17 protein-coding genes are annotated in these 14,041 nt (G+C 38.4%); 5 read left to right on the top strand and 12 right to left on the bottom strand.

Annotated features, from left to right (window positions below; translation table 11 throughout):
• Nucleotides 1-62: 62 nt before the first annotated feature.
• Together ctlX and LOS73_RS07300 are read right to left on the bottom strand one after the other, a co-directional pair.
• Nucleotides 63-974, bottom strand: a complete 912-nt coding sequence (ctlX, locus tag LOS73_RS07305) for a citrulline utilization hydrolase CtlX (RefSeq protein WP_007377577.1) — start codon at nt 972-974, stop codon at nt 63-65.
• Entirely contained in the window at nt 971-2,041 is a 1,071-nt protein-coding gene (locus LOS73_RS07300) for an ornithine cyclodeaminase (protein WP_007377578.1), read from the bottom strand. Before LOS73_RS07300 ends, ctlX begins: the two co-directional genes overlap by 4 nt.
• A 172-nt stretch (nt 2,042-2,213) precedes the next feature.
• Between LOS73_RS07300 and LOS73_RS07295 the strand changes: the two genes are divergently transcribed.
• On the top strand, nt 2,214-2,645 hold the full coding sequence (locus tag LOS73_RS07295) for an Lrp/AsnC family transcriptional regulator (RefSeq protein ID WP_033030858.1): 432 nt from the start codon (nt 2,214-2,216) through the stop codon (nt 2,643-2,645).
• Nucleotides 2,646-2,738: 93 nt separating this feature from the next.
• Here LOS73_RS07295 and LOS73_RS07290 read toward each other — a convergent pair whose 3' ends face one another.
• The 3 genes from LOS73_RS07290 to LOS73_RS07280 all read right to left on the bottom strand — a co-directional run bounded on the left by LOS73_RS07290 (nt 2,739) and on the right by LOS73_RS07280 (nt 5,909).
• The gene (locus LOS73_RS07290; protein ID WP_457934754.1) at nt 2,739-3,752 is read right to left on the bottom strand and encodes a patatin-like phospholipase family protein; all 1,014 of its coding nucleotides are present in this window, start codon (nt 3,750-3,752) and stop codon (nt 2,739-2,741) included.
• A gap of 282 nt (nt 3,753-4,034) precedes the next feature.
• Nucleotides 4,035-5,024 carry an LLM class flavin-dependent oxidoreductase gene (locus LOS73_RS07285; RefSeq protein WP_033030862.1) on the bottom strand — a complete coding sequence of 330 codons (990 nt, stop codon included), beginning with the start codon at nt 5,022-5,024 and terminating at the stop codon, nt 4,035-4,037.
• Between the two features lie 141 nt (nt 5,025-5,165).
• Nucleotides 5,166-5,909 carry a siderophore-interacting protein gene (locus LOS73_RS07280; RefSeq protein ID WP_007377582.1) on the bottom strand — a complete coding sequence of 248 codons (744 nt, stop codon included), beginning with the start codon at nt 5,907-5,909 and terminating at the stop codon, nt 5,166-5,168.
• Between the two features lie 134 nt (nt 5,910-6,043).
• Between LOS73_RS07280 and LOS73_RS07275 the strand changes: the two genes are divergently transcribed.
• From LOS73_RS07275 to LOS73_RS07265, 3 genes are all read left to right on the top strand, one after another.
• A complete protein-coding gene (locus LOS73_RS07275) occupies nt 6,044-6,463 on the top strand; it encodes a MarR family winged helix-turn-helix transcriptional regulator (protein WP_007377583.1) in 420 nt (139 codons plus the stop codon).
• Between the two features lie 80 nt (nt 6,464-6,543).
• Complete coding sequence (locus LOS73_RS07270; protein WP_007377584.1) at nt 6,544-6,957, top strand: S24 family peptidase; 414 nt, start codon at nt 6,544-6,546, stop codon at nt 6,955-6,957.
• Nucleotides 6,945-8,204, top strand: coding sequence for a Y-family DNA polymerase (locus LOS73_RS07265; RefSeq protein ID WP_457934753.1), 1,260 nt, complete (start codon nt 6,945-6,947; stop codon nt 8,202-8,204). Before LOS73_RS07270 ends, LOS73_RS07265 begins: the two co-directional genes overlap by 13 nt.
• Nucleotides 8,205-8,231: 27 nt before the next feature.
• Here LOS73_RS07265 and LOS73_RS07260 read toward each other — a convergent pair whose 3' ends face one another.
• From LOS73_RS07260 to LOS73_RS07240, 5 genes are all read right to left on the bottom strand, one after another.
• Nucleotides 8,232-8,693, bottom strand: coding sequence for a hypothetical protein (locus LOS73_RS07260; RefSeq protein ID WP_457934752.1), 462 nt, complete (start codon nt 8,691-8,693; stop codon nt 8,232-8,234).
• A gap of 443 nt (nt 8,694-9,136) precedes the next feature.
• Nucleotides 9,137-9,655, bottom strand: coding sequence for a DUF4240 domain-containing protein (locus tag LOS73_RS07255; protein ID WP_007377587.1), 519 nt, complete (start codon nt 9,653-9,655; stop codon nt 9,137-9,139).
• Nucleotides 9,655-9,846, bottom strand: coding sequence for a YwbE family protein (locus tag LOS73_RS07250; protein WP_007377588.1), 192 nt, complete (start codon nt 9,844-9,846; stop codon nt 9,655-9,657). Before LOS73_RS07250 ends, LOS73_RS07255 begins: the two co-directional genes overlap by 1 nt.
• A 69-nt stretch (nt 9,847-9,915) precedes the next feature.
• Nucleotides 9,916-10,197: a hypothetical protein gene (locus LOS73_RS07245; protein ID WP_007377589.1), complete on the bottom strand. Its 282-nt coding sequence runs from the start codon at nt 10,195-10,197 to the stop codon at nt 9,916-9,918.
• Nucleotides 10,198-10,214: 17 nt separating this feature from the next.
• Nucleotides 10,215-10,427, bottom strand: coding sequence for a hypothetical protein (locus LOS73_RS07240; protein ID WP_007377590.1), 213 nt, complete (start codon nt 10,425-10,427; stop codon nt 10,215-10,217).
• A gap of 100 nt (nt 10,428-10,527) precedes the next feature.
• Between LOS73_RS07240 and LOS73_RS07235 the strand changes: the two genes are divergently transcribed.
• Nucleotides 10,528-11,337, top strand: a complete 810-nt coding sequence (locus tag LOS73_RS07235; RefSeq protein WP_007377591.1) for an ion transporter — start codon at nt 10,528-10,530, stop codon at nt 11,335-11,337.
• An 88-nt stretch (nt 11,338-11,425) separates the two neighbouring features.
• Here LOS73_RS07235 and LOS73_RS07230 read toward each other — a convergent pair whose 3' ends face one another.
• The gene (locus tag LOS73_RS07230; RefSeq protein ID WP_457934751.1) at nt 11,426-12,550 is read right to left on the bottom strand and encodes a DUF748 domain-containing protein; all 1,125 of its coding nucleotides are present in this window, start codon (nt 12,548-12,550) and stop codon (nt 11,426-11,428) included.
• Between the two features lie 252 nt (nt 12,551-12,802).
• Nucleotides 12,803-13,942 carry an aspartate-semialdehyde dehydrogenase gene (asd, locus tag LOS73_RS07225; RefSeq protein WP_457934750.1) on the bottom strand — a complete coding sequence of 380 codons (1,140 nt, stop codon included), beginning with the start codon at nt 13,940-13,942 and terminating at the stop codon, nt 12,803-12,805.
• Nucleotides 13,943-14,041: the final 99 nt, after the last annotated feature.

The following is a 14,041-nucleotide window of genomic DNA, read 5'->3' as shown; positions in this document are numbered from 1 at the left end:
CTTACGACATCGACTAAAAATTTAATGCAAATAAGGCAGCTAAGCTGCCTTAAAACTATACATTATTTATTTTGCAAATGAACTCCTGCAATCATGCACCTAACTGAGCCACCAGCCGACTCAATAGTAGGTATTGGTAATGGCACAAGCTTAGCCGTTTTTTGTATAACTGTTATTTGTGCCGGTGTAAGTGCATTAAACGCAGTTTGCGATAAGGCTAAAATACGACCATTTTTACCTTGTAGCTCAATAGCATTGCCACAAAAGTTATTAATTTGCTCAAGCGTTAAATCGATCACTTGATGATGGCTTTTTAAAAAATGTTTAGCTAACTGTGCACGTTGATTAATTGGCACCATATTTAAACTGATCATTACAAATTTTGTAGCAATACACATTAAAACATTAGTGTGATAAACCGCAGTTCCTTGCTCGTCATATGCGTTAAACACTATGGGTGATAGTTTTAATTGCTCACATATTGTATTAACCACCGACTTGGTAGTTCTTTTTGATTCTACCGCGTAAGCGAGTTTATTTTGATGATCGATAACCAGTGAACCAGTGCCTTCAAGAAATGAATTTTCTTTCGATAAAAATGAATAATCAGTCACTGAAGACACTTTATAGTGATCCGTTAAAAAATCAATAATATCTTTTCGATATTCTAACCTTCTGTTTTCTACAAACATTGGATAGATTATTAATTGGCCACTTTGATGAGTTGAAAACCAATTGTTAGGAAAAACTGAATCGGGAGTGTGTGTTTGCTCATCTTCAAAAAGGTGAACTGTTACCCCTTCATTTTTTAATATTTGTACGGCATTAGTCACTTCTTTAAATGCTTGTTCACTTTGATTTTGTGCTAAACATTCACTTTGAAATGCGTTATCGAGCATTGTGTGTGGGTTAGATGTAAAGTGATGCGGTCTTACCATCACTACAGCTCTGGGGGCTTGGTTTACTTCGCTCATGCCACATGCTCTTTTACTAATGGTTGATCACTAAGCACTGAAAATAAATTACGAGGGTCCGCTTGTTGTGTAATTAAATCAAGCAAAGCAAACTCGCCCGTTTTAATTAACTCATCGCGTATAAATACCAGTGCGGTAAAGTCTTCGCTCGCAAAGCCAACGCCGTCAAAAATGGTTAATTCATCTTGGCTAGTACGCCCAAGCGACTGCTTATTAATAACGTTATGAAACTCAGTTACTGTAAAGCTTGGACTCATTTGTTGAATTTCGCCCTCTATTCGAGTTTGCGGCTCGTACTCAACAAATACATTAGCACGCTCAAGCAATCTAGCATCTAACTCTGTTTTACCTGGGCAATCACCACCTATGGCATTAATGTGCACACCTTGTGGGATCATGTCGTTTGTTAAAATAGTAGCGTTAGTTTTATCAGCAGTACAGGTAGTGATAATATCAGCCCCTTTTACTGCCTCTTGTACACTATTACAAATAGCCACGTTTAATCCGCATGCACTTAAATTAGCAAATGCTTTTTTAGAGGCGCTTTTATCTATATCGTATAAACGAATATGCGTAATACCTAGTACCGCTTTAAAAGCGAGTGCCTGAAACTCTGATTGAGCGCCATTGCCTATTAAAGTAAGGGTTGTTGAGTTTTTAGGTGCTAAATATTTAGCTACCATTGCAGAAGTTGCGGCTGTACGTAGTGCTGTTAGTAAACACATTTCGCTTATCATAACCGGATAGCCACTATCTACATCGGCTAAAATACCAAATGCAGCGACTGTTTGAAGTTCTCTAAAGGTGTTTTTTGGGTGACCATTTACATATTTACAGCTGAACATTTGGCCATCACTCACTGGCATTAGCTCTATTACACCCTCTGGTGAGTGTGCTGCATAGCGAGGTGACTTATCAAACTCCGTCCAACGGGCAAAGTCGGTTTCTAATTTATGTGTTAGATCTAGCAGAACGTTTTCGACCCCTAAGCTATTTATAAGCTTAGCCATTGCCTGAACGCTAACAAATGGAACGCCTTGTTTTGGCTGTGCTATAAAATGACTCATGCTGAAACCTCTTGAATAAATGTATTAGTTAATTTAAAACAAGTTTAGCGAGGCTACGTGCTATTTAATATGGTAATTAATTACACAAATAGTACTAGTTTTTATCATTTTGCTATGCAGTTATATACAATTTATGTATTTTGGTCAGTAACTTCTTTTAAAGGTTTGATTTATGACTCCCTATATTTATGACTCTCTTGATAATGCTTTAATAGCTGAATTACGAAAAGACGGCCGCGCTTCTATTTCAGCTTTAGCCAGTTCTTTAAATGTATCACGCGGGACAGTGCAAAATAGGTTAGACAGATTAGTTAGCTCAGGCGCAATATTAGGGTTTACTGTACGCGTTCACGAACACATAGAAACAGAAGCCGTGCGCGCAATTATGATGATAGAAGTCGTTGGTAAATCTACCTCACAAGTAATTAAAACAATGCGCGGAATACCCGAGCTTATAAAATTACACACCACCAATGGTGCATGGGATTTAGTTGCAGAGCTTCAAGCTGCAAATTTAAGTGAGTTTGATGGAGTGTTAAGGCAAGTACGCGAAATTGACGGTATTTTAAATAGTGAAACAAGCATATTGCTTTCATCAACTTAAGTTATTTTTAATATTTCAATTTAAAAATTTTGGAATGAATAATACCGCAACTTCAAGTTCCAGTATTATTCATGATTTGGGTATCCGATTGGCTTAATTGTAACGATACTCGCTTTGTGAGTAGTTATGCGTATTGCTGATCTCAAATTGGCTTTGCTGCGCTAAATATGACCGACCTGCAGCTAAGCCTAATTTATGATCAAAACGCAAATCGTTATTTGAACTACCTAATAATTTGCTATGCAATTTTTCGCCTGCAAAAATTTGTATTATTTCCACATCACTTGGTGGATTTGCAATAAACTCAAGCTCATCTAAATACGCTTTTTCGTGCTGTATTAAGTAGTCCAATGTTTTTGGACAATAACCTGATGCAATAGCAAATGTTCTTAGCTTTTGCACCCATGCAGATTGCGCTTGAAAATTAGCATCAACTGTTCTTATTACCACAATTTTACGAGCGCCTCGGTTGTAAGCTTCACGCACGGGTAGTGGTGCTGCTAAACCGCCGTCTAGATAAAAGTCGCTCTGTGCTTGCTCTTCAGCAAGGTGTATTTCGTTAGCCGCTTTTGCATTTAACCAAGGTGTTAACTTTACACCTTGTTTGTATAAAAACGGCAGTGCGCTAGAAGCCTTTAACAAATCACGCCATTGACCACTATCACCATTTGGCGATAAGTAATAAGCTTTTCTGTCTCTTGCATTTGTAGCTGTTATAAGTAGTTCACGCTCACCTAAACTCGTTTTCGCTGTTTTGAAATCTATAGCTCTGTTTACTTCAGTGGTTTTGTCAAAGTACCAATCTAAATCAACTATGTGTTTACCCACTAATCCACGACCAAGCTGAAAAAAACGCTTATTACGCGAAAGCCCTCTGATCAGGCGTTTAGCGTAGCCTTTTTGACGCGCTAAGTAGCTAGTTAAGTTTTGCGAACCCGCTGAAGTGCCAATAAATAAATCAAAAGGGTCATAGCTTTGTTCTAACCACGCATCAAGTACGCCCGCTGTGAAGATCCCTCGCTGCCCGCCACCTTCAGCAACCAGTGCAACTTTTGGTTGCGCTGTTTTGTTAACTGAATTAGCTGTTGCGGTGTTTAGAGAGTTCACGGTGTACCTGCCTTTAATTTTATGATGTCTGGTTTAATAGCTACATTATAAAAAACAAAAGTGATATCTTAAAATTGATTGTTTAAATCAGTTCGATTGAAAAAACAGAACGGTATATAAAGCAAAATATGTACTAAAAATAGCAATCAAATTTACTTTGAATATTTAAATAACAAATACAGACATCACTGAAAGTTAATAAAATGAGTAAACTAATTTAACTTTTGATGATGTCTGTATGTTAACAAGCCCAGAATGTACGCTTGCTTAACTAACTATATATTAGTGTTTTATTTCCATTAAAATTTCGAGTGCACGGTGGCGTTTTTCACTATCGAATACATCATTGGTAAATATAAACTCATCTACTTCTAGCTGTTTCGCTATCATCTCTAATTTGTGTTTAATACTTACATGTCCTCCTACTACGCTTAGGCTTAAAAAGTTCTCTACATGAGCGCGTTCTTGTTCGCTCCATAACCCGTCCATGCTTTCAACAGGTGGTTTTAGCCACAGCTCATTACCGCGTATAAGTTCGAGTACACGTTGCTTAGAAGTAGTCGACAAGTATTGCGCTTCATCGTCGGTATCTGCAGCCACTAAAGGCAGTGCAAGCATTACGTATGGCTTATCAAGTACGCTTGATGCTTTAAATTCGCGCTTATACAGCGCTATTGCATCGTGCACAAAACGCGGTGCAAAATGTCCTGCAAATACATACGGTAACCCTTTTTGCGCCGCTAGTTGCGCGCTAAATAAACTCGAGCCTAATAACCAAATAGGCACGTTTGTGTCCTCCCCCGGTATAGCACGTACAGGGTGTGTACCATTGTAAGGACCTAACAATGTTTGCAGTTCAGTTACTTCACCTGGAAAGTTTTCTGCACGGCTCATATCGTTGTTTAATGCACGACTCGTTACAGGGTCGCTACCTGGTGCGCGCCCGAGTCCTAAATCTATTCGCCCTGGATATAAGCTCTCTAATGTACCAAATTGCTCAGCAACAACTAATGGGGAGTGGTTTGGCAGCATAATACCGCCCGATCCAACGCGTATCTTTTTGGTATTACCTGCAATGTGACCAACCAAAATTGAAGTGGCCGCACAAATTATACCTGGCATATTATGATGCTCAGCAAGCCAAAAACGGTTAAAGCCAAGCTCATCAGCACGTTGAGCGTATTTAGTACTTTTATGAAGAGTGTTAGTAACGCTGTCCCCTTTGATCATGGGGGCAAGTTCTAATAACGAAAAAGGAATGGAATTTAACAAAATAGCAGCTCCTAAAAATGCATGCTAATAATGGATTACATCATTAGCATAAAACACTTAAATGGGTCTGCTATTAGGTCAATTCAAGTTACGCAGAGGTATTAAAGCAAAATAGGTATATGTTATTTTGCTCTAAGGTATTCAGGCAAGCTGTGCATCACGTTGGCGCAGCTTTTTATAGCCTTCTGAATCCACGCCTTTTTTCCAATACCCTGAGGAAAAAATATTACCGCGTGGTATATTAAATTGCTCTGTTAGCAGTGCTTTTGCTTTACGAACAAGCCCAGCTTCCAATGCCATAAATACAATGGGAGGCTCTGCTGTAATGTGCAAATTTTGAAGCGCGCTAAGTAGCGCCTCGTCAGCGTTGTCGGTAACAAGCCAATTAACATCGCGGCTTGTTTCTAAATCAATAATATCTTTTTCGGTGGGTACATGTACAAAGGCATCAATTTTTGAAATTAAAGGTAATTGCTGCACATACCCTTTTATTGCATTTACCGATGTTAAATCGCCGAGCAATACATAATGCGAATGCGCATAATTATCTAGCTTTTTAGGGCCAGGACCTGCAATACCTAACTCGTCGCCTACTTTTGCAATTTTAGCCCAGTCAGTTGCAGGGCCTTGGTGCATATTTATAACAAAATCAAGTGTTAGCGCGCCTGTTTGTGCATCTACATGCCTTATTGTGTATGATCGCATACAGGCTGTTTTTAAGTTAAAATCTACTTCACCATCTTTTGGAAATAGTACTTTTACATAGTTACCAATGTACTGTGAGGTTAAGTCGTTAAAATCTTCAGAGCCTACAACAATGCGCTGTAAATGCGGTGTGATTTGCTCTGTACTTAATACGTTGGCTTTGCGAACTTGTTTACTCATGTATTACCTCGTTTTACAAAACTTAGACTTTAATACCAACCTGCTATAAAAAGCAGGCATTGCACAACGCCCCATTGGTTGATAAAATCAACTATAACAAGTTAATTGACTTTGTCAACTATATTGAGAGTTCTATGAATACACCTTTATCAAATACGCTGTTTGAATTAATGCAAAATTACCGTGTAACAATTCGTGAAGCAATTAACGCAGGCGAACTGGGTATTAATGCTATGCACGTACGCTGCATACATATTATCGCGAACGTAAATAACTGTACGGCTAACGATATTGTTACTAAAACGCAGCGCGATAAAGCGCAAATAGCACGTTTAATTAAAGATCTTATTAGCTTAAATTTAATTAATAAACAGGCGAGTGAGCACGATAAACGCTGCTTTATTTTATCGCTCACAGAGCAAGGTAAAGTTCTTTTTGATAAGTTATTAGCCTCAGAGCAAAAAATAAATAATCAAATGTGTAAAAACTTAAACCCTCAACAAATCAAAGACTTTTTAGATACCGCACAACAAATGATCAAAAACATGGATTGATCAGCCATACATTCTTGGCATAACTTACACAAAACGCATATACTGTACACTTATACAGTATATGCGTTTTAGGTTGTGTTATGTTTGTCATTCCCATTTATATAGAAGCAGGCGTGTGTGGTTTTGAATCACCCGCAGCGCAGTACACCGAGCTAGGTGTAACCCTTGATGAGCTTTTAATAAAGCATCCAGATGCTACGTTTATTGGTATTGCATCGGGTAACTCTATGCAAGAAGTCGGAATTTTTGAAGGTGACTTATTAGTTATCGACCGTGCAGAGCCGGTAAAAAATGGTGACGTTATTGTTGCTAACTTAAATGGTCTTTTTGTATGCAAACTGCTTGATAAAACCAATGCGCGGCTGCTTTCAGCTTCCTCTTTACATAAGCCTGTACAACTCACCTCTGCAGACGAGTTTCAGCTCGAAGGCGTAGTAACGCTATCAATAAGAATGCACAGGCAAAGCCCAGAGTTACTAAAATGTATGCCTTAGTTGATGCTGTGTCATTTTATGCCAGTGCAGAAAAAGTATTCGACCCTACTATTCGATCCAAACCCGTGGTTGTACTTACTAATAACGATGGCTGTGTATGCGCTATTTGCCCTATTGCTCGGCGCTTAAATATTCCTAAATTTGGCCCGTACTTTAAAGTTAAACATTTACTTGAGCAAAACAACGTTGTTATTCGTTCTAGCAATTACGAGCTTTATGCTGATTTAAGCGACAAGATGATGAATATTATTGGCCGCTTTTGCGATACACAACACATATACAGTATTGATGAATCGTTTTTGCACTTTAATGGCTACACATCATTAATTAAAGACTGGCACGAATACGGCCATACAATAAGGCGCACAGTGTGGCGCGAAACGAAGCTTCCTGTAGGTGTAGGTTTTGGCCCAACCCCTACTTTAGCAAAAGCCGCTAACCACGCCGCTAAAAAACTCAGTGGTTTTAATGGTGTAGCAGTCATAAATAGCGAACAAACTCGCCAAGCTATTTTACAGAGAATGAGCTGCGAAGATGTATGGGGAATAGGCCGGCGACTAGCTAAAAAGCTTAAAATAATGAATATACACACCGCCTGGGATCTTGCTCAGCAAAACCCTAAAGCAATGCGCCGTGCATTTAGTGTGGTTGTTGAACGTACAGTAAGCGAGCTTAACGGGATAACATGTTTAAACTGGGATGATGTACGACAAGACAAGCGGGAAATTTATTCGACCCGTAGTTTTGGAGAGCGCATATGTGAGCCAACAGCCCTTAAAACGGCGCTAATTAACCATGTAACCACAGTGGCTAATAAACTAAGAGCGCAACGTTCGCTCACTCACCAGCTTTATATTTTTGCAGCCAGTGGCGCGCACGAAAATAGATATTATAAAAAGTCGTTTGTGTATAAGTTCCCCTCACCCACTAACGACACCTGCGTAATGGCTAATGCTGTATCTGAGGTATTTGATCAAATATACCAACCTGCAGTTAGGTTTTACAAGTGTGGTGTAGGCGCTTTAGAACTTACGTCACAGCAATTTCAACAAAGTGATTTGTTTAACCAACGTACTGACAACCCACAATTAATGAGTTGCCTAGATGCTATAAATACACGGTATGGGAAAGGAATGCTTAGTTTAGCTAGTAGTAAATTAAATGACCGGTGGCACATGAACCGTGATTTTTTGTCGCCGCAGTACACCACGCGTTGGCGCGATATCCCTAAAATATACTGCGAATGATTTGCTACTTACTACTTACTAGATGCTTTATTTACTTTCATCTGCTTTTTTAAATGTGCACTCTACACTGGGTTCGCTCAATGTGTATTTTAGTGTGTTATCAGCTAAAAATTTGATACTTTGACTGATTGTTTTTTCGTTTACAGGGTTTTCACAACGGCTCATTCTTAAACCGTTTTCAAGGCCATCACTTTTATATTTAAGCGTACTGGTTATAAAACAAAAGTTTGGTTTTTTAATGGTTCGGGTACCATTGTGGAGCGATCCAAATATAATTTGCTTACCTAGTTTAAAACCCGCACTTGCATCACTTTCATCTGTCAAACTCAAATTACTATTAACACATAATCCAGAATTAGCCGACACAACTTCGTAGGCTCCCAATTTTGACTTTAAAAGCGGTATAAATCGTGTTTTATTACTCGGCTCAGAAAAAGCATTTGCACTTGTAAAAGCGACAGTTAATAAAGCGAGTGTTAAATATTTCATTTCGTGGGTGTATCCTCGTGAGTCAGCGTGTTAAATAATAGCAAAATGCCTAATCACTTAGCTTTTATAACTTTTAACAACTATAACAGAGATTTACTATAAAAGGAGAGAAGTCGTATTCAGGAACTAAGGCGTGAGCAGCTAGCGGAAGCTTTGCTCGACTATTACTTATTCTTACATGTGTATAAGCCAATAAGGTAACGCAGAAGCAATTACCGAGCTCACTAGGTTACAAACCTCGTGCCGCGATTAAATCCCTCTAGATTGAATACGTTTAAATCAACAAAGATTCCTCCTAGATACTGCATTACAAACCATTTTGCTGTTAAGTACTTTAGTTAATACGTACTTAAACAACAAAACGATTTATATCAATGCGCTTACTTGTAAGGAGACATTGGACTCATTAAATTGTTTAGGTAGTACAAAAATTACTGTTTATTTTATTGCCAATACTTTGCAAATAATAAAGGGTAGCTTTGCTTTAAAAACTTAGGTTTGTCTTTAAAACGTTTACCTTTGGGTTCATCGCTGCCTGATGGAATAAACGGCAATTCGTCTTCGCTGCGTTCTTCAAATAATAAACCGGCTATTAAATCATACTCATCAATGTACGGATAAGGCTGCTCGTTCAAGTAATAAACAGGTGTACACTGCGCTATCGAGTCAGCATTTTCTAAGGCGTTTTCAAATACTGTTTTACCGCGAGAAATTAACCAACATCTAAACTCGCTAAAACCGTAATCGTCGTTACACCCAGCCATCACAAAGGCAGCGCCAAACAAATCCCAGGTAAAGCATTTGCGCATATGTATGCCAAAGTGCTTATCAAAATCAATAAGGTGTTGATCGCTTAAATCATTAAGTTTAGTTTTTAGGTTATCGCTCACACTTTGCGGATCGAGCCCTAAATCAGGCGTGGTTACTAATTCCCAAAAAGCCTGTTCTGTTAACGCTGCCATTATAAAATCTCTTTTACTCGGCCAACTTGACCATCTTCTAAACGTACTTTAATACCGTGCGGGTGATTAGGTGATTTTGTTAAAAGACGCTCAACAACACCTTCGGTTAATGTACCGCTGCGTTGATCTTCTTTTAATACAATATTTACTGTTATGCCTGGTGAAATTTGCGAACGCGTAGGAACGGCCATAATTGAAACCTTTAAAGTAATTTATGTAATTATAAACATCACTGTGCTGTCAAACCAACTAAACCACTATTAATTGGCGAAAAATAAGATATGTGCTGGTTTAATATTCAGTTTAATACTTGCTAGCTGATTTAGTATAATATCTTTTAATTCGTCAAGCTGGGGTTTTGCACTTTCAAGAGCTATATCATCATTAAAAAAGCACTGCACTTTTAACGTGTTTGTTTCGTTATTTAAATCCACTGAATGCGTTAAATAGTGAAAGCCAAATACGGTTTCTTTTATTGTTTCACACGCAATAGTCAATACTGAGCGAATTTGCTTATCGCGTTGTTTTTGAGTTTTAGTCATAAATGTACTAGCGCTACTTATTTAGTCTGGGCTTGCTGCTGCTTTTTAAACTCTTCGTAATTAGAGTCCTGTTTATTTAAGCATTCGTAATATTCTTTATCCGCTTTATAGTTGCACTCATCAAGACGTGCAGATTGAACTTCGTGAAAACGTGCATCAGAGCTGCAACCAGCCAAAATACAAAATCCGATAATAAGTAATGCGCTGTTTTTTAGTTTATTGATAAACATTAAATTTCCTTACACTTTCGATATCGAAAAAGCGTTAAATTATTACAATATTATTGTATATTAGCGCCATTAAACCTTAATACTCACAGGACCCATTATTATGATGTCGCAGTTACAAAAGTTGTTTCAGCGTATAGACAAAAGCAAGATATTTCAATCATTTGTTATAGCTGTAATTATTGTTTCTGCCCTGACAGTAGGTGCGCACACTTACTCACTGCATCCAACGGTAGAGCTTGCTCTAAATTGGATGGACGTTGGCATTACCGCATTCTTTTTAATTGAACTAATAATCCGCTTTATTGCAAGTAAAGGTATAAAAGACTTCTTTTCTAAGGGATGGAATATATTCGATACAATTATAGTACTAGGTAGCTTATACCCTGCAGCAGGTTCTACGATGCTAATTGCACGATTACTGCGCATATTTAGAGTACTGCGATTGGTTTCGATGATCCCAGAGCTGCGCTTATTGGTTAACTCTCTGCTTAAAGCTATTCCGCAAATGGGTTATATCGCTTTATTAATGTTTGTTATTTTTTATATTTACGCCGCTATGGGCAGCATGATGTTTGCTGAAATAAACCCCGTACTTTGGCAAGACGTCTCAATATCAATGCTTACCTTGTTTAGGGTAGCAACATTTGAAGATTGGACCGACATAATGTACGAAACAATGGCGGTGTACGAATTAAGCTGGATTTACTACCTTACATTTATATTTTTAACCGCATTTGTATTTTTAAATATGATGGTAGGTGCCATTTTAGAAGTTATGAGCGAGGAGCACCGAAAAGCGCGAGAAGAGCTCGCAGACGACAGCTCATTACCTGCAACGCAAGGACAAGTAAACGAACTACAATCCCAAATTGCTGAGCTTAAAGCGCTATTGAGTAACCGCAAAAACTAATCTGATAAGAGTACTAAAGCACCCACTTAAAGTTTAAAAAGTGGGTGCAGCTTAGGCATTCAACTAAAACATGCATTCCCAAAATGCTTTAATTTTCCTCGTTATTAGATTTGTTATCCGTATCTTCAAAAGAAATGATGTTATCTACTTTCATTTTAAACGCATCAAAAAATGCGTTTTTTAGTACAGAAATAACGGCTTGGAAAGTCGAAACATCCGTATTATCTAGTTGACCTTCAATAGGAATGCGTGCAGCAACAAGTTTAGATTCATCGTTTTCGAGTATAGAGCCGAGTAAATCAACACTGCCTTCAAATATGGCAGTAAATATGCCGTCATCATCTTTTTCTATATCTTCGCGCCAAGAAAATACACTAAGGTTTTGAACACCCGCTTTTACATAACCATTTAAGTTATTATCTTTTGCCACAAGTTCCATTGCGCCATCAATGCCCCCCGCTTCAATATCAAACGGTGTATACACTTTAAATACAGTGTCGAGATTTTTAACTGAGAAGCGCTGTACCTCTGCGTTAAAATCAAAATTAGCGTGCTTGCTAAAAGGGTCTAATTTGCCATTAAGCCTTAATGCCGCCTCCCCCATTAACGCACCTTCTACGTTTAGAGTAGTCACAAGTGTTTTTGATAGGTTTAGCGCATTCGTTATGTTTTCAATTCTGGCATTAATATTTGATATAAAAGTGGGTTTTTCACCCTGACTAGTTGCATTAACTAGGGACAACTTACCTTGTTCGATAGTTAAGGTATCGATTGAGAACAGCACTAAATCGTTGGCGAGTCCGATCCAAGTTGTTTCATCTTTTACACGTTGATTTTGCTCTGCTGCGTTTGGGTTTTTATCATAAATAACAATTTCGGGGAGCATAAAAGCCATATTTGTTACCAGATTCCCTTTTAAAAGCGCCGACCATGCAAGTGAAAAATCAAGTGTTTTTACCGCAAGTAAAGGTCTAGGTGCTGTGGTTGCGTTAGTAGCGTAAATTTCTACATCGTCAATGGCATAAGCGCCACGATATAAAAACAAATCTACATCACCTATATGTCCCGTAATACCTTGCGTATGTTTTAGCTGGTAATTTACATACTGCTGCACTGCATAAGGCGCAGCTATTCTGAGGGTAATTAGCAGTAATACAATTACGACAACAAAGCTGAACCATTTACGGTGTAATGAATTTAAAAATGAACGCATTGTAATTTCCTTTATTTCCACCTACAAAGCAGTATTTTAAACATGTAAAAACTACGCAATTTTGTAATAGCAGTACATATAATGCGAGTAAAATACGTATTCTATAGGTTTGTTGTAGTTAGCTGGTTAACATGGGAATTACAGCAAATGATGTACCAGTTTATAAAGCCCGATTTATAAACTGGTAAAGCAGGTTAAATAAAAAGGGTTAGCAAATTGCTAACCCTGAAAAATAAAATTTACTAACAATGTTTACTCATCATCAATAATAATGCGTAACATGCGGCGCAATGGCTCTGCGGCGCCCCATAAGAGCTGATCTCCCACTGTAAACGCGCTTATGTATTTAGGGCCCATGGCTAATTTACGAATACGGCCAACAGGAATACTTAATGTCCCCGTTACTTTAACTGGGGTTAAGTCAGTAGCGCTAATTTCGCGCTCATTTGGAATAACTTTAACCCATTCATTATGCGAGGCTAAAATTTCTTCAATTTTTTCTACGCTAATATCTTCACGTAGTTTAATGGTCATTGCTTGGCTATGACAGCGCATTGCACCAATACGTACACATAAACCATCAATTGGCACTGGTTGCTTAGAAGAGCCTAAAATTTTATTGGCTTCAACCTGCGCTTTCCATTCTTCTTTAGACTGACCGCTTGGCATAGGTACGTCAATCCACGGAATTAAACTGCCTGCTAATGGCACACCAAACTGGTCTTGTGGCAAATCACTTGAAGCCATTTTTTCGCTTACTATCTTATCAATTTCTAAAATAGCAGAGCTTGGGTTATCTAGTTTATCTGCGACACTTGCATGAATAGCGCCCATTTGTGCAATAAGCTCTTTCATATTTCGTGCACCGGCGCCCGACGCCGCTTGGTAAGTCATTGGGCTTACCCATTCAATTAGGTCTTGCTCAAATAAACCACCTAATGCAAGTAGCATTAGCGATACTGTACAGTTACCGCCCACAAACGTTTTAACGCCTTGCGCTAAGCCTTGTTCAATAACATCTTTGTTTACAGGATCCAGCACTATAATGCTATCGTCACTCATTCGAAGTGCTGAAGCGGCATCAATCCAGTAGCCATCCCAACCAGATTCTCTAAGTTTTGGATATACGGAATTGGTGTAATCGCCGCCTTGGCAAGTAACAATAATATCCATTTTAGCAAGTTCGCTAATGTCACTTGCATCAAGCAATGGTTTTGCATCGCCTGCAATGTCCGGTCCTAACTGACCCGCTTGCGAGGTGGTGAAGAAGGTAGTGTCGATATGGGCAAAATCACTTTGTTGCTGCATACGTTCTAATAACACGGAGCCTACCATGCCACGCCAACCGACTAATCCTACTTTTTTCATTGTTTTTTCCACTGTTTTGTTCATAAAAGATGCCTTAATACATTAAAAATTAAATTCATTGCGTGAGATTTAATTTTCATTAGCGTCAAAATAACACCACCAGCCCCCTAAAACTAGTGAATA

This window comes from Pseudoalteromonas sp. SCSIO 43210 (assembly GCF_054133285.1).
Note: the sequence above shows the minus strand (reverse complement) of the source record. Positions and strands in the feature narration are given on the sequence as shown.

Excerpts from the sequence above, each read along its gene's own strand:
- LOS73_RS07250 (WP_007377588.1), bottom strand. The coding sequence starts at position 9,846 with ATGGCCGTTCCTACGCGTTCGCAAATTTCACCAGGCATAACAGTAAAT.
- ctlX (WP_007377577.1), bottom strand. The coding sequence starts at position 974 with ATGAGCGAAGTAAACCAAGCCCCCAGAGCTGTAGTGATGGTAAGACCG.
- LOS73_RS07255 (WP_007377587.1), bottom strand. The coding sequence starts at position 9,655 with ATGGCAGCGTTAACAGAACAGGCTTTTTGGGAATTAGTAACCACGCCT.
- LOS73_RS07270 (WP_007377584.1), top strand. The coding sequence starts at position 6,544 with ATGTTTGTCATTCCCATTTATATAGAAGCAGGCGTGTGTGGTTTTGAA.
- LOS73_RS07295 (WP_033030858.1), top strand. The coding sequence starts at position 2,214 with ATGACTCCCTATATTTATGACTCTCTTGATAATGCTTTAATAGCTGAA.
- LOS73_RS07275 (WP_007377583.1), top strand. The coding sequence starts at position 6,044 with ATGAATACACCTTTATCAAATACGCTGTTTGAATTAATGCAAAATTAC.
- asd (WP_457934750.1), bottom strand. The coding sequence starts at position 13,942 with ATGAACAAAACAGTGGAAAAAACAATGAAAAAAGTAGGATTAGTCGGT.
- LOS73_RS07280 (WP_007377582.1), bottom strand. The coding sequence starts at position 5,909 with ATGAGTAAACAAGTTCGCAAAGCCAACGTATTAAGTACAGAGCAAATC.
- LOS73_RS07300 (WP_007377578.1), bottom strand. The coding sequence starts at position 2,041 with ATGAGTCATTTTATAGCACAGCCAAAACAAGGCGTTCCATTTGTTAGC.
- LOS73_RS07245 (WP_007377589.1), bottom strand. The coding sequence starts at position 10,197 with ATGACTAAAACTCAAAAACAACGCGATAAGCAAATTCGCTCAGTATTG.
- LOS73_RS07260 (WP_457934752.1), bottom strand. The coding sequence starts at position 8,693 with ATGAAATATTTAACACTCGCTTTATTAACTGTCGCTTTTACAAGTGCA.
- LOS73_RS07240 (WP_007377590.1), bottom strand. The coding sequence starts at position 10,427 with ATGTTTATCAATAAACTAAAAAACAGCGCATTACTTATTATCGGATTT.
- LOS73_RS07265 (WP_457934753.1), top strand. The coding sequence starts at position 6,945 with ATGTATGCCTTAGTTGATGCTGTGTCATTTTATGCCAGTGCAGAAAAA.
- LOS73_RS07230 (WP_457934751.1), bottom strand. The coding sequence starts at position 12,550 with ATGCGTTCATTTTTAAATTCATTACACCGTAAATGGTTCAGCTTTGTT.
- LOS73_RS07235 (WP_007377591.1), top strand. The coding sequence starts at position 10,528 with ATGATGTCGCAGTTACAAAAGTTGTTTCAGCGTATAGACAAAAGCAAG.